The organism is Streptomyces sp. NPDC001373 (genome assembly GCF_042895815.1).
Classification (GTDB): domain Bacteria; phylum Actinomycetota; class Actinomycetes; order Streptomycetales; family Streptomycetaceae; genus Streptomyces.
This window is the reverse complement of the sequence record NZ_JBIAWQ010000032.1, coordinates 1-17,889: the sequence shown is the minus strand read 5'-3', so window position 1 is coordinate 17,889 and position 17,889 is coordinate 1. Positions and strand designations below refer to the sequence as shown.

15 protein-coding genes are annotated in these 17,889 nt (G+C 73.0%); 13 read left to right on the top strand and 2 right to left on the bottom strand.

The window, feature by feature from the left end:
* Positions 1-23: 23 nt before the first annotated feature.
* Entirely contained in the window at positions 24-1,877 is a 1,854-nt protein-coding gene (locus ACFY15_RS35195; RefSeq protein WP_390689900.1) for a glycoside hydrolase family 15 protein, read from the bottom strand.
* 427 nt (positions 1,878-2,304) lie between these two features.
* Here ACFY15_RS35195 and ACFY15_RS35190 point away from each other — a divergent pair, with 427 nt between their 5' ends.
* The 13 genes from ACFY15_RS35190 to ACFY15_RS35130 all read left to right on the top strand — a co-directional run bounded on the left by ACFY15_RS35190 (position 2,305) and on the right by ACFY15_RS35130 (position 17,056).
* Positions 2,305-3,939, top strand: coding sequence for a CTP synthase (locus ACFY15_RS35190; RefSeq protein ID WP_390689901.1), 1,635 nt, complete (start codon positions 2,305-2,307; stop codon positions 3,937-3,939).
* Between the two features lie 78 nt (positions 3,940-4,017).
* Positions 4,018-4,650: an NUDIX domain-containing protein gene (locus ACFY15_RS35185; RefSeq protein WP_390690000.1), complete on the top strand. Its 633-nt coding sequence runs from the start codon at positions 4,018-4,020 to the stop codon at positions 4,648-4,650.
* Between the two features lie 153 nt (positions 4,651-4,803).
* The gene (locus tag ACFY15_RS35180) at positions 4,804-6,822 is read left to right on the top strand and encodes a tetratricopeptide repeat protein (protein WP_390689902.1); all 2,019 of its coding nucleotides are present in this window, start codon (positions 4,804-4,806) and stop codon (positions 6,820-6,822) included.
* 152 nt (positions 6,823-6,974) lie between these two features.
* Entirely contained in the window at positions 6,975-8,090 is a 1,116-nt protein-coding gene (ald, locus tag ACFY15_RS35175; protein ID WP_390689903.1) for an alanine dehydrogenase, read from the top strand.
* A gap of 449 nt (positions 8,091-8,539) precedes the next feature.
* Positions 8,540-9,577: a ParA family protein gene (locus ACFY15_RS35170; RefSeq protein WP_366454046.1), complete on the top strand. Its 1,038-nt coding sequence runs from the start codon at positions 8,540-8,542 to the stop codon at positions 9,575-9,577.
* A complete protein-coding gene (locus ACFY15_RS35165; RefSeq protein WP_390689904.1) occupies positions 9,562-10,044 on the top strand; it encodes a hypothetical protein in 483 nt (160 codons plus the stop codon). The genes ACFY15_RS35170 and ACFY15_RS35165 overlap by 16 nt, the downstream gene beginning before the upstream one ends.
* 258 nt (positions 10,045-10,302) lie before the next feature.
* Positions 10,303-11,514 carry a segregation and condensation protein A gene (locus tag ACFY15_RS35160; RefSeq protein ID WP_390689905.1) on the top strand — a complete coding sequence of 404 codons (1,212 nt, stop codon included), beginning with the start codon at positions 10,303-10,305 and terminating at the stop codon, positions 11,512-11,514.
* Positions 11,514-12,119 carry an SMC-Scp complex subunit ScpB gene (gene scpB / locus ACFY15_RS35155; protein WP_390689906.1) on the top strand — a complete coding sequence of 202 codons (606 nt, stop codon included), beginning with the start codon at positions 11,514-11,516 and terminating at the stop codon, positions 12,117-12,119. The genes ACFY15_RS35160 and scpB overlap by 1 nt, the downstream gene beginning before the upstream one ends.
* Positions 12,119-13,354, top strand: coding sequence for a pseudouridine synthase (locus ACFY15_RS35150; protein ID WP_390689907.1), 1,236 nt, complete (start codon positions 12,119-12,121; stop codon positions 13,352-13,354). The genes scpB and ACFY15_RS35150 overlap by 1 nt, the downstream gene beginning before the upstream one ends.
* A gap of 132 nt (positions 13,355-13,486) precedes the next feature.
* Positions 13,487-14,104: a nicotinamide riboside transporter PnuC gene (gene pnuC / locus ACFY15_RS35145; protein WP_390689908.1), complete on the top strand. Its 618-nt coding sequence runs from the start codon at positions 13,487-13,489 to the stop codon at positions 14,102-14,104.
* Entirely contained in the window at positions 14,101-15,192 is a 1,092-nt protein-coding gene (locus ACFY15_RS35140) for an AAA family ATPase (protein ID WP_390689909.1), read from the top strand. Before pnuC ends, ACFY15_RS35140 begins: the two co-directional genes overlap by 4 nt.
* A gap of 80 nt (positions 15,193-15,272) precedes the next feature.
* Entirely contained in the window at positions 15,273-16,043 is a 771-nt protein-coding gene (locus ACFY15_RS35135) for an NUDIX domain-containing protein (protein WP_390690001.1), read from the top strand.
* A complete protein-coding gene (locus ACFY15_RS35130) occupies positions 16,040-17,056 on the top strand; it encodes an ADP-ribosylglycohydrolase family protein (protein ID WP_390689910.1) in 1,017 nt (338 codons plus the stop codon). Before ACFY15_RS35135 ends, ACFY15_RS35130 begins: the two co-directional genes overlap by 4 nt.
* A gap of 24 nt (positions 17,057-17,080) precedes the next feature.
* Here ACFY15_RS35130 and ACFY15_RS35125 read toward each other — a convergent pair whose 3' ends face one another.
* Complete coding sequence (locus ACFY15_RS35125; protein WP_390689911.1) at positions 17,081-17,767, bottom strand: DNA polymerase beta superfamily protein; 687 nt, start codon at positions 17,765-17,767, stop codon at positions 17,081-17,083.
* Positions 17,768-17,889 lie beyond the last annotated feature (122 nt).

Below are 17,889 nucleotides of genomic sequence, written 5' to 3'. Positions count from 1 at the left end.
CCCGTCAGCCGGTGGGCTCTCCGTCAGCCCCCGTACGCGCCGCTCGCCGTCAGCCGCAGGGCGGTGTCGATCAGCGGGACGTGGCTGAAGGCCTGCGGGAAGTTCCCCACCTGGCGCTGGAGCTTGGGGTCCCACTCCTCCGCCAGGAGCCCCAGGTCGTTGCGGAGCGAGAGCAGCTTCTCGAAGAGGCGGCGGGCCTCGTCGACCCGGCCGATCATCGCCAGGTCGTCGGCCATCCAGAAGGAGCAGGCGAGGAAGGCGCCTTCGTCGCCCTCCAGACCGTCCACGCCGGCCTCCTCGCCGGCCGTCGGATAGCGCAGGATGAACCCGTCCGGGGTCGACAGCTCGCGCTGGATCGCCTCGATGGTGCCGATGACCCGCTTGTCGTCGGGGGGCAGGAAGCCCATCTGCGGAATCAGCAGCAGCGAGGCGTCCAGCTCCCGGGAGCCGTACGACTGGGTGAAGGTGTTGCGCTCCGGGTCGTAGCCCTTCTCGCACACGTCCGCGTGGATCTCGTCGCGCAGCGCCCGCCAGCGCTCCAGCGGGCCGTCCGCGTCCCCGCTCTCGATCAGCTTGATCGTGCGGTCCACGGCCACCCACGCCATCACCTTCGAGTGCACGAAGTGGCGGCGCGGGCCGCGCACCTCCCAGATGCCCTCGTCCGGCTCGTTCCAGTGGATCTCCAGGTAGCGGATCAGCTTGAGCTGGAGCACCGAGGCGTAGTCGTTGCGGGCCAGGCCGGTCATGTGGCCCAGGTGCAGGGCCTCGGTGACCTCGCCGTACACGTCGAGCTGGAGCTGGTGGGCGGCGCCGTTGCCGACGCGCACGGGGGCCGAGTTCTCGTAGCCCGGCAGCCAGTCGAGCTCGGTCTCGCCCAGCTCCCGCTCGCCGGCGATCCCGTACATGATCTGGAGGTTCTCCGGGTCCCCGGCGACCGCGCGCAGCAGCCAGTCCCGCCAGGCGGCGGCCTCGCCGCGGTAGCCGGTGCGCAGGAGCGAGGAGAGGGTGATGGCGGCGTCGCGCAGCCAGGTGTAGCGGTAGTCCCAGTTGCGGACCCCGCCGATCTCCTCCGGGAGGGAGGTGGTCGGCGCGGCGACGATGCCGCCCGTGGGGGCGTACGTCAGGGCCTTGAGGGTGATCAGGGAGCGGACCACCGCCTCCCGGTAGGGCCCGTGGTAGGTACAGAGGTCGACCCACTCGCGCCAGAACTCGCTGGTGGCCTCCAGGGCCGACTCGGCCTCCGGGGTCTCCGGGGCGCCCAGGTGCGAGGGCTGCCAGCTGATGGTGAAGGCCACCCGGTCGCCCGGCGCGACGGTGAAGTCGGAGTAGGTCGTCAGGTCCTTGCCGTAGGTGTCCGCGTCGGCGTCGAGCCACACGGAGTCGGGGCCCGCGACGGCCACCGTGCGTCCATCGACCTTGTGCACCCAGGGCACGACCCGGCCGTAGCTGAAGCGCATCCGCAGCGCCGACCGCATCGGCACGCGGCCGCTGACGCCCTCCACGATGCGGATCAGCTGCGGCGCGTGCCCCTCGCGGGGCGGCATGAAGTCGATGACGCGGACGGTCCCGCGCGGGGTGTCCCACTCCGACTCCAGCACCAGCGAGTCGCCCCGGTAGCGGCGCCGGGTCGCCTTCGGCGGCTCCGTCCCCGGCGGGAACGACGGGCCGATCCGCCAGAACCCGTGTTCATCGGTGCCCAGAAGGCTCGCGAAGACGGCATGGGAGTCGAAGCGCGGCAGGCACAGCCAGTCCACCGCCCCGTCCCGGCAGACCAGCGCCGCGGTCTGCATGTCCCCGATCAGTGCGTAATCCTCGATGCGCCCGGACACGTTGCTCTCCAGTCGAACGGCCACGTCCGCCCCGTAGGGCGCTTGCATTGCGCTGTCGCGCGGTCTCCTGTGCGCAGGGATCCCCGCGTCGAGTCCTACATTGCCGGAACCGGCGTTGTTACGCCGTTCGCCGGACTGCTCGGCGGCGATGTGCAGCGGTATCCGAGCAAGCTAAGTCCGCACCCTAGTGATCGCCTTAAGTATGGGGACAATGTCACTCGGCCGAACGGGTGACCTGGGGGAACGCGGCGGCGGGACGGCCCGTCGGGGTCGCGGGCGGGGCCGTCGCGCAGCGCGCCCGGAGGCGGACCGCCCCGGGCGCTGATACGCTGGTACCCCGTGGACCGGTGGTCTGCCTGTGCGAATCAGGAGCCCCGAAACCGCAGCTTCGGCGCCCCCGGAAACGGGAGAAGTCGCCGGACGCACCTCACCTCGCGACCACGGGAGCCCCCTCTTGGCGATGCCGCCCAAATCCATGACGACCAAGCACATCTTCGTCACCGGGGGTGTCGCTTCGTCCCTCGGCAAGGGCCTGACGGCCTCCAGCCTGGGTGCGCTGCTCAAGGCGCGCGGCCTGCGGGTCACGATGCAGAAGCTCGACCCGTACCTGAACGTCGACCCCGGCACGATGAACCCGTTCCAGCACGGTGAGGTCTTCGTCACCAACGACGGTGCCGAGACCGACCTGGACATCGGCCACTACGAGCGCTTCCTCGATGTCGACCTCGACGGCTCGGCCAACGTCACCACCGGCCAGGTCTACTCGCAGGTCATCGCCAAGGAGCGGCGCGGCGAGTACCTCGGTGACACCGTGCAGGTCATCCCGCACATCACCAACGAGATCAAGCACCGCATCCGCCGCATGGCGACCGACGACGTCGACGTCGTCATCACCGAGGTCGGCGGCACGGTCGGCGACATCGAGTCGCTGCCGTTCCTGGAGACCGTCCGCCAGGTCCGCCACGAGGTCGGCCGCGACAACGTCTTCGTCGTGCACATCTCGCTGCTCCCCTACATCGGCCCGTCCGGCGAGCTGAAGACCAAGCCGACCCAGCACTCCGTCGCCGCGCTGCGCAACATCGGCATCCAGCCCGACGCGATCGTGCTGCGCGCCGACCGCGAGGTCCCCACCTCCATCAAGCGCAAGATCTCGCTGATGTGCGACGTGGACGAGGCGGCCGTGGTCGCGGCGATCGACGCCAAGTCGATCTACGACATCCCGAAGGTGCTGCACACCGAGGGCCTGGACGCCTACGTCGTCCGCAAGCTCGACCTGCCCTTCCGCGACGTCGACTGGACGGTGTGGGAGGACCTGCTCGACCGCGTGCACAACCCCGACCACGAGGTCAAGGTCGCGCTCGTCGGCAAGTACATCGACCTGCCGGACGCCTACCTGTCGGTGACCGAGGCGCTGCGCGCCGGCGGTTTCGCCAACCGGGCCCGCGTCCAGATCAAGTGGGTCACCTCCGACGACTGCAAGACCCAGGCCGGCGCCGCCGCGCAGCTGTCCGACGTGGACGCGATCTGCGTCCCCGGCGGCTTCGGCGACCGCGGAGTGAACGGCAAGGTCGGCGCGATCACCTACGCCCGCGAGAACAAGATCCCGCTGCTGGGCCTGTGCCTGGGCCTGCAGTGCGTGGTCATCGAGGCCGCGCGCAACCTCGCGGGCATCGAGGAGGCGAACTCCACCGAGTTCGAGCCCTCGACCCCGCACCCGGTCATCTCGACGATGGAGGAGCAGCTGGCCTTCGTCGAGGGCGCGGGCGACCTGGGCGGCACCATGCGTCTGGGCATGTACCCGGCGAAGCTCGCCGAGGGCTCCATCGTGCGCGAGGTCTACGGCGACCAGGCGTACGTGGACGAGCGCCACCGCCACCGCTACGAGGTGAACAACGCCTACCGCGGCGAGCTGGAGAAGAAGGCCGGCCTGGTCTTCTCCGGCACCTCCCCGGACAACAAGCTCGTCGAGTACGTCGAGTACCCGCGCGAGGTGCACCCCTACCTGGTGGCCACCCAGGCCCACCCGGAGCTCCGCTCCCGCCCGACCCGCCCGCACCCGCTCTTCGTGGGCCTGGTGAAGGCCGCGGTGGAGCGCCAGCAGCAGGGCTGACGCTCGGTAACGTAGGCGGCCGGGGTACGGAGATCCGTACCCCGGCCGTCGCGCGTTGTGGAGGACATCGGCATGGGCATCGCCATCAAGGACACCGCGGAATCCTGGGAGACCCTGTCGACCAGGCGGCCGTTCCAGGGCGCCAAGACGGCGGTGGACTCCGACGAGGTCCGGATGCCGGACGGGACGGTGGCCCGCCGCGACTACCAGGTGCACCCGGGCTCGGTGTGCGTCCTCGCCCTCGACGGCGAAGGACGGGTGCTGGTGATCAACCAGTACCGGCACCCGGTCCGGCGCCGGCTGTGGGAGCTGCCCGCCGGGCTGCTCGACGTACCCGGCGAGAACCCGCTGCACGGGGCGCAGCGGGAGCTGTACGAGGAGGCGCACGTCAAGGCGGGGGACTGGCGGGTGCTCGCCGACTTCTTCGCCTCCCCGGGCGGCTCCGACGAGGCGATCCGGATCTTCCTGGCCCGGGACGTGGCCGAGGCGGACGGGGAGCGGTACGAGGAGGCCTCGTCGGAGGAGGCCGACATGCGGGTGGAGTGGGTGGAACGGGAGGCCCTGGTGCGGGGCGTCCTCGCGGGCGAGCTCGGCAATCCGGCCCTGGTCACGGGTGTCCTCGCCCTGACGGCGGCCCTCGCCTCCGAGGCCGGCCTGGACGGCCTCCGCCCGGCCGACGCCCCCTGGCCGTCCCGCCCGTACGAGGCCTAGCTGTTCCGGCCGGGCCCGGCGGGTGCCCCCCGCGCGGGGCGGGGTGGAGCCCCGCGCGGGGGGCACCGGTGGGGCCCCGGCTGATTAATAGGCCCATCCGCTGATCCGATCGGGCGATCTGTAGGCCGCGCTCCACACGGCCCGTCGCTCTGCGTGAACTACGCTCAGCAACCCGAAGGCAGGGAGAGGAGCGGATCCGTGGCGGATTTCGTCGGGCGGCGGCGTGAGCTGAAGGAGCTGCGCGAGGACATCGCGCGGACCGGGCTCGACACCCTCTCCGGCCGCAAGGCCAAGGCGCCCCGCGCGCGGGTGCTGCTCGTCGCCGGGCGCCCCGGCTCCGGCCGGACCGCCCTCGCCGAGGCCTTCGTGCGCGAGGTCGCCGCGGACTACCCCGACGGGCTGGTCCGCGTCCGCCTCACCGCCCCCGGCGGCGAGCCCCTGGAGACCGAGCGGGCCGTCCGCGTCCTGCTGGAGGGCCTCGGACAGCGCACCCCGCCCGGCGCCTGCGAGGACGACCTCAGCGCCGCCCTGCGCGAGACCCTCGCCGGGCGGCGGGCGATCCTGCTCCTCGACGACGCCGCGGACCCCCAGCAGGTCGACGCCCTGCTCCCCGACACCCCCGAGTGTCTGGTCGTCGTCACCGCCGAGGGCCCCCTCACCGGCATCCCCGACGTCCGCCCCTGCACCCTCGGCGGGCTCGACACCGGCTCCGCCGTCGGGCTGCTCGGCCGGATCATCGGGGATACCCGGATCACCGTCGACCCGCTCGCCGCCGAGGACCTCGCCGAGGAGTGCGGGGCACTGCCCGCCGTGCTCACCCTGGCCGGGGGCTGGCTCGCCGCCCACCCCAAGGCCGCCGTGGCCGATCTGGCCAAGCAGCTCCACGAGATGCCACCGGGCACCTCCGGCCCGCTCGGCCGCGCCTTCCGGATCGTCTACGAGTCCCTCCCGCAGCCCGCCCAGCGCACCCTGCGGCTGCTGCCGCTCGCGCCCGCCGGGATCCTCGACTCGCACACCGCCTCGGCCCTCGCGGGCTGCTCCGTGGCCGCGGCCCAGTCCACCCTGGAGGACTTCGCCCGGCTGGGCCTCGTACGGCACGACCGGGACGGGATCTTCCTGCTCCCCGGCTGCCTCGCACCCTTCCTCCAGTCCCTGCTGGAGGCCAGGGAGCGGCCCGCCGAGGTGCAGCTGGCCCGGGCCCGGATGCTGGAGCGGACCGTACGCCTGCTGACCTCCTGCCAGGCCATGGCCGACCTGCCCGAAGAGGAGGCGGCGGAGGCCCGGGAGGCCGTGGACGGGCTCCCGCGCGCCCTCCGCTTCCCCGACCGCCGGGCCGCCGCGACCTGGCTGGACACCCGCCTGCCCGCGCTGACCGCCTCGGCCACCCTGGCCGTGGCCGACGGCGGCCTGGACACCCTGGCCCGCAGGCTGGTCTCCGCGCTGGTCAGGGCCCTGGTCGCACACCGGGGAACCGAGGCCGCCGCCCCCGAGCTGTACGGGCTGCACCGGCTCGTCCTGGGCGTGGCCGAGCGCCGCCACCTGCACCGGGAACAGGCCGCGGCCCTGCTGAACCTCGCCGACCTGGACGCGGCCACCGGCCGCACCGCCGAGGCCCTGGAGCGCTACCGCGCCGCGCTGGCCGCCGGGAAGGCCGCGAAGGACCCGTACGCGACCGGCCGCGCGATGGAATCCGTAGGCGGTGCGTACCAGGAGCTGGCGGACTGGCCCAGGGCCTCCGACTGGTTCGGCCGCGCCCTGGCCCACGCCCTCGCCCGGGGGGAGCGTTCGGACGAGGCCCGGCTGTACGGGCGGCTCGGCAACGTGCACACCTACGCGGGCCGCTACGGGGACGCCCTGCGCAGCTGGCGCGCGGCCGCCGCGGGCTACCGCAGGCTGGCCGATGTCCCGGGCCAGGCAAAGGCGTTGAGCGAGATGGCACGCGTTCAGGAGTACGCCGGCCGGCCCGAGGAATCACTGCACACCTGCCGCGAGGCGATCGAGCTCGCACGCCGTGCCGGAGACCTGCGCCTGCAGGCCGCGCTCCAGGTCCGGCTGGCCGACACCCTGGACCGGCTGGGCGACCCGGCGGCCGCCCGACTGCACCGGTCAGCGGCCGACAGATTGCTGGGAGACGACCCCGCAGCCTGCGAAATCCGCAGTGTCTCCGACTGAAATTATTGGTTTGCAAGGCTAGACAGCGCCTCATCCTTCATTAGACTGGCTTCACCACGACATCCAGTGGTGCATCCCGTTGCGCGTTCTTGTGGGCGGGTATGTATGGAAGTGCCCCGTAACATCCCCTGAGTCAAGGACCGTGATCGACGATGAAGGTCGGCATCCCCCGCGAAGTCAAGAACAACGAGTTCCGGGTCGCCATCACGCCCGCCGGCGTGCATGAGCTGGTCCGCAACGGCCACCAGGTCTTCATCGAGCAGAACGCCGGTGTGGGCTCCTCGATCACGGACGCCGAGTACGTCGCCGCCGGTGCCGAGATCCTCGGCACCGCCGACGAGGTCTGGGCGACCGCCGACCTGCTGCTGAAGGTCAAGGAGCCGATCGCGGAGGAGTACCACCGCCTCCGCAAGGACCAGACCCTCTTCACCTACCTGCACCTGGCGGCCTCCCGCGAGTGCACGGACGCCCTGCTGGAGTCCGGCACCACCGCCATCGCGTACGAGACGGTCGAGCTCGCCAACCGCGCGCTGCCGCTGCTCGCCCCGATGTCCGAGGTCGCGGGCCGCCTCGCTCCGCAGGTCGGCGCCTACCACCTGATGCGCTCGGCCGGCGGCCGCGGCGTCCTCCCGGGTGGCGTCCCCGGCACCCACGCCGGCGAGTGCGTCGTCATCGGCGGCGGCGTCTCCGGCTGGAACGCCGTGCAGATCGCCATCGGCATGGGCTTCCACGTCACCCTGCTCGACCGTGACATCAACAAGCTGCGCGAGGCCGACAAGATCTTCGGCACCAAGGTCAAGACGATCGTCTCCAACGCCTACGAGCTGGAGAAGGCCGTCGTCGAGGCGGACCTCGTCGTCGGCGCCGTACTGATCCCGGGTGCGAAGGCCCCGAAGCTGGTCACCAACGAGCTCGTCGCCAAGATGAAGCCCGGAAGTGTCCTTGTCGACATTGCCATCGACCAGGGCGGCTGCTTCGAGGACTCCCGTCCGACCACCCATGCCGAGCCGACCTTCCAGGTCCACAACTCGGTCTTCTACTGCGTCGCCAACATGCCGGGCGCGGTGCCGAACACCTCCACCTACGCGCTGACCAACGCGACCCTGCCCTACATCGTGCAGCTCGCGAACCTCGGCTGGGCCGAGGCGCTCCGTCGCGACCCGGCGCTCGCGCTGGGCCTCAACACCCATGACGGCAAGGTCGTTTACGGCCCCGTCGCCGAGGCCCACAACCTCGAGTCCGTCGAGCTCAGCGCCCTTCTCGGCTGAACCGTCAACGACTGACGTCAATCTCACGTCTCCGGCCGGACCTTGCCCCCAAGGTCCGGCCGGAGGTGTTTGCGGCGGGCCCGCGGAGGCCGTTCAACTCGCCTCGAACGTAACCCTTTAACCCTTTCGCGCACCCGCGAAACTTCATGACGACCGCCCGTACGCCCTTGACAGAGTGGTGTTCGGTTGCCGACACATCGTGCCGGGTCCGGCGGATTGTGTTGCCGCTGGGCGGTGACACGCCATAGAGTCGCCAACCGTCGGCATGGTGCAACGCTGACCTATCGATAAGTGTCCTGGTCACGTCCGAGGAGGTAAGACGACTTGTGAATGAGTCGACATTTGCTCCCGGAGGTGGTCGAGCAGGGACGCCCGAGCGGAACCAGGGTTCCGCCGGGCTCGAAGCTGTCGGCTCCGTCGCGGTCCGCACCTTCGCAAACCACCAGCACATGACGACGCCCCAAAAGAGCATGGACGGCCTAGACGTGAACTCCACGGCCGGCGACCACAGCGGCGATGCGCCCATTGGTTTCGCCGACTACGACCAGGTGCCCGAGGGGCACTTCTACGACCCCGACGCGGAATACGAGCCGGACCCCGAGTACGCGGCCACCCTCGCGCCCGACGCTGCCCGCCAGCGCCGCGAGCGCATCGGCCCGACCGGGCGCCCGCTGCCGTACTTCCCGATCCCGGGTCCGCTGACCGACCACGGTCCGGCGACGATCATCGCGATGTGCAACCAGAAGGGCGGCGTCGGCAAGACCACGTCGACCATCAACCTGGGCGCCGCGCTCGCCGAGTACGGGCGCCGCGTGCTGCTCGTCGACTTCGACCCGCAGGGCGCGCTGTCCGTGGGCCTCGGCGTGAACCCGATGGAACTCGACCTGACGGTCTACAACCTGCTCATGGAGCGGGGCATGTCGGCGGACGAAGTGCTGCTCAAGACGGCGGTCCCCAACATGGACCTGCTGCCGAGCAACATCGACCTGTCCGCCGCCGAGGTGCAGCTGGTCAGCGAGGTCGCGCGCGAGTCGACGCTCCAGCGGGCGCTCAAGCCGCTGATGAACGACTACGACTACATCGTGATCGACTGTCAGCCCTCGCTGGGCCTCCTGACGGTGAACGCCCTGACCGCGGCTCACAAGGTCATCGTCCCGCTGGAGTGCGAGTTCTTCGCGCTGCGCGGTGTGGCGCTGCTGACCGAGACCATCGAGAAGGTCCAGGAGCGCCTCAACCCGGAGCTGGAACTCGACGGCATCCTCGCCACGATGTACGACTCCCGCACGGTGCACAGCCGCGAGGTGCTGGCGCGCGTCGTCGAGGCCTTCGACGACCACGTCTACCACACGGTCATCGGCCGGACGGTGCGCTTCCCGGAGACCACGGTCGCCGGTGAGCCGATCACCACGTACGCCTCCAACTCCGTCGGCGCCGCCGCCTACCGCCAGCTGGCCAGGGAGGTGCTCGCCCGGTGTCCCGCCGAGTGAGTCTGCCCGGCGCCGACGAACTGTTCCGCACGACCGGGGGGATGGCCCTCCAGTCGTCCTCGCCGCGGCGGGGCGTCGAGGAGGCGCCGCAGCCCGCGGCTACGGAGCACACGGCGGCCGCACCGGCGGACGGCACGGCGAGGACCACCGGGGACGCCCCGGCGGTGGGCGCGCAGCGCAGGCCGCAGGAAGGTCCTGGCAGCGCCGGCGCCCGGCAGGGCAAGGCCCAGGGCCGCGGCGCGAACCGGCGGCCCAGCGGGCGCGAGCGGCACGACGAGAAGATCACGGTCTACGTCTCCGCCGAGGAACTCATGGACCTGGAGCACGCCCGGCTGGTGCTCCGCGGGGAGCACGGGCTCGCGGTCGACCGGGGGCGGATCGTCCGGGAGGCGGTCGCGGTCGTCCTGGCGGACCTGGAGTCGCGCGGCGACGCCAGCATCCTGGTGCGCCGCCTGCGCGGACGCTAGGCCTGCGGCGCGGTTTCCCCACCCCGCCCTTCCCCCGTTCCCAGGGGCTCCGCCCCTGACCCCGTACGTGCGTTTCCGCGCCCGACGCCTCGGGCGCCGGCGGGGCTCTTCACGGCCCCGCCGGCGTCCGAGGCGCTGGGGTGCGGGTGCGGAGTCCCCAGAGAACGCCCCGCACCCGGCGGTGGGCGGGGAAACGCCCGGCCAGGGCCTAGGCTGCAAGGGCCGCCCGGCCGCCACCCCGCACCACTCTGGACCCGCATGCCCCCGAACCACACCCCCCGCCGGCCCCTGGGCCACGGCCCCGGCACCCCGCCGGAGCCCGCTGAGGCGCCCGCTGCGGGGCGAGGGGCCCCGGAAGGCGGCGAGGTCCCCCGCCACGGCCGCGAAGCCGCCGACGGCCCCGTAGACCCTCCGGAACGGCTTGCGGAGCCAGGCCCGGCCCCGGACGCGCCCGACACGGCTGCGGCCCCGGTCCCCGCGCCCGAGCCGGCCCCGGACGTGACCGACACGGCTGCGGCCCCGGTCCCCGCGCCCGAGCCGGCCCCGGACGTGACCGACACGGCTGCGGCCCCGGACGTGACCGACACGGCTCCGGCCCCGGTCCCCGCGCGCGAGCCGGCCCCGGACGCGGCGCAGACGCGCCCCGACACGACCGCGGCACCCCCCGCCGGGGGCGACGGCCGGTTCACCCTGCGGCTCGACAACTTCGAGGGCCCCTTCGACCTGCTGCTCCAGCTGATCTCCCGGCACAAGCTCGACGTCACCGAGGTCGCCCTCTCCAAGGTCACCGACGAGTTCATGGCGCACATCCGCGCCATGGGCCCCGACTGGGACCTCGACCAGACCACCGAGTTCCTCGTCGTCGCCGCCACCCTGCTCGACCTCAAGACCGCCCGGCTGCTGCCCGCCGCCGAGGTGGAGGACGAGGCCGACCTCGCGCTTCTGGAGGCCCGGGACCTGCTCTTCGCCCGGCTGCTCCAGTACCGGGCGTACAAGCGGATCGCCGAGATCTTCGAGCACCGCGCCGAGGAGGAGGGCCGCCGCTTCCCCCGGACCGTGGGGCTGGAGCCGCACCACGCCGAGCTGCTGCCCGAGGTGGTCATCGGCATCGGCGCCGACGGCCTCGCCCGCCTCGCCGTCAAGGCCATGCAGCCCAGGGCCAGGCCCGAGGTCTACGTCGACCACATCCACGCCCCGCTCGTCAGCGTCCGCGAGCAGGCGGGGCTCGTCGTACGCCTGCTCAAGGCGCGCGGCGAGGCGACCTTCCGGGAGCTGGCCGAGGACGCCCCGGACACCCTCACCGTCGTCGCCCGCTTCCTGGCGCTGCTGGAGCTGTACCGGGAGAAGGCCGTGGTCCTCGACCAGGAGGAGGCCCTGCTCACCCTGACCGTCCGCTGGTGCGGCGGGGACGGCGACGGCATGCCGACAGTGACCGACGAGTTCGACCGAGTCGTGGAGGTACGGGACTGATGGAGCTGAAGGGGGCCCTGGAGGCCGTCCTGATGGTGGTGGACGAGCCCGCGACCGCCGACCACCTCGCCAAGGTGCTCGGACGCACCCCCCGCGAGGTCGCCGACGCCCTCGCCGCCCTCGCCGACGAGTACACCGTCCAGCGCCGGGGCTTCGAGCTGCGCCTGGTCGCCGGGGGCTGGCGGTTCTACACCCGGCCCGAGTACGCGGACGCCGTCGAGGCCTTCGTCCTGGACGGCCAGCAGGCCCGGCTCACCCAGGCGGCCCTGGAGACCCTCGCGGTCGTCGCCTACCGCCAGCCGGTGAGCCGTTCGCGGGTCTCGGCGGTCCGCGGGGTCAACTGCGACGGGGTCATGCGGACCCTGCTCCAGCGGGGTCTGGTGGCCGAGGCGGGCACGGAACCCGAAACAGGTGCGATCCTGTACAGGACGACGAACTACTTTCTGGAGCGGATGGGCCTGCGCGGCCTGGACGAGCTCCCGGAGCTCGCGCCCTTCCTCCCCGAGGCGGACGCGATCGAAGCCGAGACGCAAGAAGGTGTGCCGTCGTTCGATCCGGACGCACCGGACACTGACGTAGACGACGACAAGACGACGGAACTTTGATGCGAAGCAGCGGCAACGGCAACGGTGGCAACAGGAACAGCGGCGGCGGCGGGCGGGGTGGCGCCCGCGGCGGCTCCTCCGGCGGCGGCTACCGCGGCGGATCCGGCGGCGGCGGTGGCTACCGGGGCGGATCCGGCGGCAGCGGCAGCGGCAGCGGCTACCGCGGCTCCTCCGGCGGCGGCCAGGGCGGCTCGCGCGACCGCGACCAGGCACCCCAGCGCCCCCGCAACCCGCGCCCCGAGGAGCGCCGCTACGACGTCGGCCCCGAGGGCGAGCGCAGCGGCCGCAGCGGCGGCGGCGCCCGTGGCGCGGCGGCGCGCGGTGGTGCCAAGGGCGGCCCCAAGACCTCCAAGACCCCCGGCATCGGCGGCGCCGGCGGCCCGCGCCGCGGCCCGGGCAGCCGCAGCGGCCAGTCCCGTCCGCGCGAGCTGGACGCGCGGATCGAGGAGCGCGTGCGCGACCGGTACGCCGACAAGCCGGTGATCAAGACCCCGAAGACCTTCCCCGGCGCCGAGCTGGAGGGCGAGCGGCTGCAGAAGGTGCTGGCCAGGGCCGGCATGGGCTCGCGCCGCGCCTGCGAGGAGCTCATCGAGCAGGCCCGCGTCGAGGTCAACGGCGAGATCGTCACGGAGCAGGGCAAGCGCGTCCAGCCGAAGGACGAGATCAAGGTGGACGGCCTGACCGTCGCCACCCAGTCGTACCTGTTCTTCGCGCTGAACAAGCCGGCCGGCGTCGTCTCCACCATGGAGGACCCGGACGGCCGCCAGTGCCTGGGTGACTACGTCACCAACCGCGAGACCCGCCTCTTCCACGTCGGCCGGCTCGACACCGAGACCGAGGGCATCATCCTCCTCACCAACCACGGTGAGCTGGCCCACCGCCTCACGCACCCGAAGTACGGCGTGCAGAAGACCTACGTCGCCGCGATCACCGGCTCCCTGCCGCGCGACATCGGCAAGCGGCTCAAGGACGGCATCGAGCTGGAGGACGGGTACGCCCGCGCCGACAACTTCCGCGTCGTCGACCAGGTCGGCAAGAACTACCTGGTCGAGGTGACCCTCCACGAGGGCCGCAAGCACATCGTCCGCCGCATGCTGGCCGAGGCCGGCTTCCCGGTCGACAAGCTCGTCCGGACCTCCTTCGGCCCGATCGAGCTCGGCGACCAGAAGTCCGGCTGGCTGCGCCGCCTGACCAACACCGAGGTCGGCATGCTCATGCGCGAGGTCGGCCTCTAGCCGCCCCGAGACCCGTACGGAAGCCCGCGGTGCCCCCGGCACCGCGGGCTTCCGCGTTCCCGCGGGCGCCTTGCCGGAGCGACCCGCGCCTGTTTATAGTCAGCCTGACTATTAAAGGGAGCGGGTGGCCCCATGGGCTGGTACTTGAGCTGGACCGAGATCCTCGGCTTCGCCACGGGCGCCCTGTGCGTCTGGCTGGTGGCCCGGCAGCACGTCGCCAACTGGCCGGTCGGCATCGCCAACAACGTGTTCTTCATCGTCCTCTTCACCCAGGCCGGCCTCTACGCCGACGCCGGCCTGCAGATCGTCTTCATCGCCCTCGCCGCGTACGGCTGGTGGTCCTGGACCCACGGGGGTGGACCTGGAACCGCCGAGGCCCTGCCGGTGCGCCGCACCACGCGCGCCGAATGGCTCTGGCTGCTCGCGGCGGGGGCGGTGGGGACCGCCGCGCTGACCCTGCTCCTCGGCCGGGTCAGCGACTCCACCGTCCCCCTCTGGGACGCGCTCACCACCGCCCTCTCGCTCATGGCCACCTACGGGCAGTGCCGCAAGCTCCTGGAGTCCTGGTGGCTGTGGATCGCCGCCGACCTCGTCTACGTCCCGCTGTACGCCTACAAGGGCCTGTACCTGACCTCGGTCCTCTACGTCGGCTTCCTCGCCCTGTGCGTGGCCGGGTTCCTCGGCTGGCGGCGCGCCCTCCCGGCGCACGGCGCCGCCCGTACGGCGACGGCCGCGGGGGCCGCGGCGTGAGCGGCGGCGGCAGGCGCTTCGGGCACGGGCTGGTGCTCGGCAAGTTCTACCCGCCGCACGCCGGCCACCACCATCTCGTGCGCACCGCCCAGGACCAGTGCGAGCGGCTGACCGTGCTGGTCTGCGCCGCCTCCGTGGAGTCGGTGCCGCTCGCCGACCGGGTCGCCTGGATGCGCGAGGAGCACCCCGGCGCGGACGTGGTCGGCGCGGTCGACGACGTCCCCGTCGACCTGCACGACCCGGCGGTCTGGGAGGCGCACATGGCGATCTTCCGGGCGGCGGTGGGCCGGCCCGTGGACGCCGTCTTCACCTCCGAGGAGTACGGCACCGAACTCGCCCGGCGCTTCGGCGCCGAGGAGGTCTGCGTCGACCCGGCGCGCACCCTGTTCCCGGTCTCCGGGACGGCCGTACGGGCGGACCCCGCCGGCTGCTGGGAGTTCCTGGGGCCCGCCGTGCGGGCCGCGCTGACCCGGCGGGTCGTCGTGCTCGGCGCCGAGTCCACCGGGACCACCACCCTCTCGCGGGAGCTGGCCGCGCACTACCGGCGGCGCGGCGGGGTGTGGGCCAAGACCGGCTGGGTCGCCGAGTACGGGCGCGCGTACAGCGAGGAGAAGCTGGCCGCGGCCCGCGCGGCGGCCCCGTCGGCTTCCTGGGAGGACGTGTCCTTCACCTCGCGGGAGTTCCCGGTGATCGCCCGCCGCCAGGACGCCGACGAGGAGCGGGCCGCCCGGCTCGGCTCCCCGGTGCTCTTCTGCGACACGGACTCCTTCGCCACGGGCATCTGGCACGAGCGCTACGTCGGCGGGCGCAACCACGAGGTCGAGCGGATCGCCGCGCGGACCCGGCGCGACCTGTACCTGCTCACGGACCACGAGGGGGTCCCCTTCGAGGACGACGGGCTGCGCGACGGGCCGCAGCTGAGGCCCTGGATGACCGCCCGCTTCCGGCGGGAGCTCGCCCGTACGGGGCGGCGCTTCCTGGTCGTCGGCGGCGACCGGCGCGCACGGCTGGAGCAGGCCGTCGCGGCCGTCGACGGCCTCCTGGCCGAGGGCTGGTACTTCACCGCGCCCCTCCCGGAGCGCCGGTGAACGCCGCGGCGGCGGACCATGGCGGCCGCCACCGCCCGACGGGCCCCGGGCCGGGCGCCGGGGCCGGCGGCGCGGGCGGGGTGCGTCCCGTCCCGGCCCGCGGCGGCCCCGGGCCGGCGGGCGCCGCGTCCTACGACCCGTACGCCTTCGAGCCGTTCGCGGTGACCGTCGACCTGGCCGTCCTCACCGTGCGCGGCGGCGTCCTGCACGTCCTGCTGATCCGGCGTGCGCAGGACCCCTACGCGGGTGCCTGGGCGCTGCCCGGCGGCTTCGTGCTGCCCCGGGAGTCCGCCGAGACGGCGGCCCTGCGCGAGCTGGCCGAGGAGACGGGCCTGCCGCCGGCCCTGGTCCGGTCCCTGCACCTGGAGCAGCTGCGCACCTACAGCGAACCCGACCGCGACCCCCGGATGCGGGTGGTCTCCGTCGCCTTCACGGCGCTCGTCCCCGACCTGCCGGAGCCGGCCGAGCGGGGCGGCGGCGACGCCGACCGGGCGCGCTGGGTGCCGGTGGCGGAGGCGTCGGGGCTCGCCTTCGACCACGCGCGGATCCTGGCGGACGCCCGCTGGCGCGTGGGCGCGAAGCTGGAGTACACCTGCCTCGCCACCGCCTTCTGCCCGCCCGAGTTCACCCTCGGGGAACTCCAGGCCGTCTACGAGACCGTCTGGGGCACCGGCCTCGACCGCCCCAACTTCCGCCGCAAGGTACTCGCCACCCCCGGCTTCGTCGAAGCCGTGCCCGGAGCCGCCCGGCTCACGGGCGGCCGCGGCAAGCCGGCCGCCCTCTACCGGGCCGGACCGGCGAACACCCTCCACCCGCCCCTGATGCGCCCCACGGAAGGACCGACCCTGTGAGTGCCCCGAAGCGCGCCGCGACCGGCGCCCTGATCGGACTGGCCCTGGGCGACGCCCTCGGTTTCCCGACCGAGTTCAACGACGTCCCGTCCATCCTGGCCAAGACCGGGCCCTGGCGGCAGATGCGCCTGCCCCGCCCGGCGATCGTCACCGACGACACCCAGATGACCCTGGCCCTGGCCCGCGGGATACGGACGGCCTCCGAGCGCGGCCCCGTCGGCCCGCTGCGCCTGGCCCGGCCGGTCCGCGAGGAGTTCGTCGACTGGTACCACTCCCCGGAGAACAACCGCGCCCCCGGCCGCACCTGCCTGGTGGCCTGCAGCCTGCTGAACGACCCGGCCCGGGACTGGCGCGACGCCAGCCAGACCGGCTCCAAGGGCTGCGGCGCCAACATGCGCGTCGCGCCCGTCGGCCTGGTCCCCGGCTGGACGGACGAGGAGCGCGCCGGCGCCGCCCAGCTCCAGTCGGCCCTCACCCACGGCCACCCCACCGCCCTCGCAGCCTCCGACCTGACCGCCCGTGCCGTGCACCTCCTGGCGCAGGGCACCGAGGTGACGGGCCTGGTCGGGCAGCTGCGCTCGTACGCCCTGGAGAACCGCACCCGCTACCACGAGCGCTGGCTCGGCGACCTCTGGATGCGCACCGCCGCCGACGCCTCGCCCGAGTCCTTCATGGCCCGGGGCTGGGACGAGTGCCTGACCGTCCTGGACCGGCTCGCGGCGGCCCTGCGCAGCCCCTCCCCGGAGACCGACCCCTGCCTGGCCACCGGCCAGGGCTGGATCGCCGAGGAGGCCCTGGCCACCGCCCTCCACTGCTTCCTGCTCTTCCCGGACGAACCCCTGCTGGCCCTGCGCCGCGCGGCCTGCACGGCGGGCGACTCCGACTCCCTCGCCTGCCTGGCCGGCGCCTTCGCGGGCGCCCACCTCGGCGCCGACGCCTGGCCCCGGGACTGGGAGGGCGGCATCGAATACCGCGAGGAACTCCTCGCTTTCGGCACTCTCTGGGACGCCTGAGCGGTACCGCCTGCCAGGCCCGGGCTAGGCCCGGGCGGCCGATTCCCGGCGGGTGCGGTGGAGGAAGTCCGCCACGCGGGGCAGGTCGGGGTCGGGTGGGAGGGGGGTGGAGGTGAGGGCCGCCTCGGACTGCTCCGTGAGGAGGGTCATCCAGGCGTCGGTCTCCTCCCAGGTCAGCTCGCCCCGCTTCACCGCCAGGAGGCGGTCGCGGTACGGGGTGGCGTCGATGTCCAGGCGGCCCGAGCGGAGCAGGTCGCGGCAGGACAGGAGCAGGCGCAGCAGGTGCATGGCGTGCTTCCAGCGCGGGGCGCCGTGCAGGCGGACGTCCGCGACGAGCTTGCGGTGCTGCGAGACCGCGTAGCGGGTGAACGTGGCGTGGGCCCGGCGGGAGAGGAACGCCTCGCGCAGCGAGAGGAGCTCCTCTCCCACCGGGGTGAGCCGGTCCACCAGGGGGGAGTGCAGGCACTCCAGGATGTTCGGGTTGGCGCGCAGGGCGAGTTCGCAGAAGCGCTCCAGCTCCCAGGAGAACTCCTCCTCCCGCGGCCCCTCCACGTGCGTGGGGGGCTTCTCGAACCGCCAGAAGAGCGGCGTGGGGGCGAGGTAGACACCGCGCCGGTCGGTGTCGCTCGCCTCCGTGGCCAGCCCGAAGGCGCGGGAGCCCATCACGCAGGCGTAGATCGTGTGGTCCCGGACCAGGGTGAGGTCGTCCATGCGGGGGAGGGTAGGCGGCGGGGTCCCGGCTAAGGGGTGTCCCGTAACTGCTGGCCACAGATGAGATGATCTTGCTGTGGCTGGTGTGATCACGGCGTCCGAGCCGTCCTGGATAGCCCCGT

Coding starts and splice junctions, on each gene's coding strand:
- ACFY15_RS35195 (WP_390689900.1), bottom strand. CDS start 1,877: ATGCAAGCGCCCTACGGGGCGGACGTGGCCGTTCGACTGGAGAGCAAC.
- ACFY15_RS35190 (WP_390689901.1), top strand. CDS start 2,305: ATGACGACCAAGCACATCTTCGTCACCGGGGGTGTCGCTTCGTCCCTC.
- ald (WP_390689903.1), top strand. CDS start 6,975: ATGAAGGTCGGCATCCCCCGCGAAGTCAAGAACAACGAGTTCCGGGTC.
- ACFY15_RS35170 (WP_366454046.1), top strand. CDS start 8,540: ATGACGACGCCCCAAAAGAGCATGGACGGCCTAGACGTGAACTCCACG.
- ACFY15_RS35160 (WP_390689905.1), top strand. CDS start 10,303: ATGCCCCCGAACCACACCCCCCGCCGGCCCCTGGGCCACGGCCCCGGC.
- scpB (WP_390689906.1), top strand. CDS start 11,514: ATGGAGCTGAAGGGGGCCCTGGAGGCCGTCCTGATGGTGGTGGACGAG.
- ACFY15_RS35150 (WP_390689907.1), top strand. CDS start 12,119: ATGCGAAGCAGCGGCAACGGCAACGGTGGCAACAGGAACAGCGGCGGC.
- pnuC (WP_390689908.1), top strand. CDS start 13,487: ATGGGCTGGTACTTGAGCTGGACCGAGATCCTCGGCTTCGCCACGGGC.
- ACFY15_RS35125 (WP_390689911.1), bottom strand. CDS start 17,767: ATGGACGACCTCACCCTGGTCCGGGACCACACGATCTACGCCTGCGTG.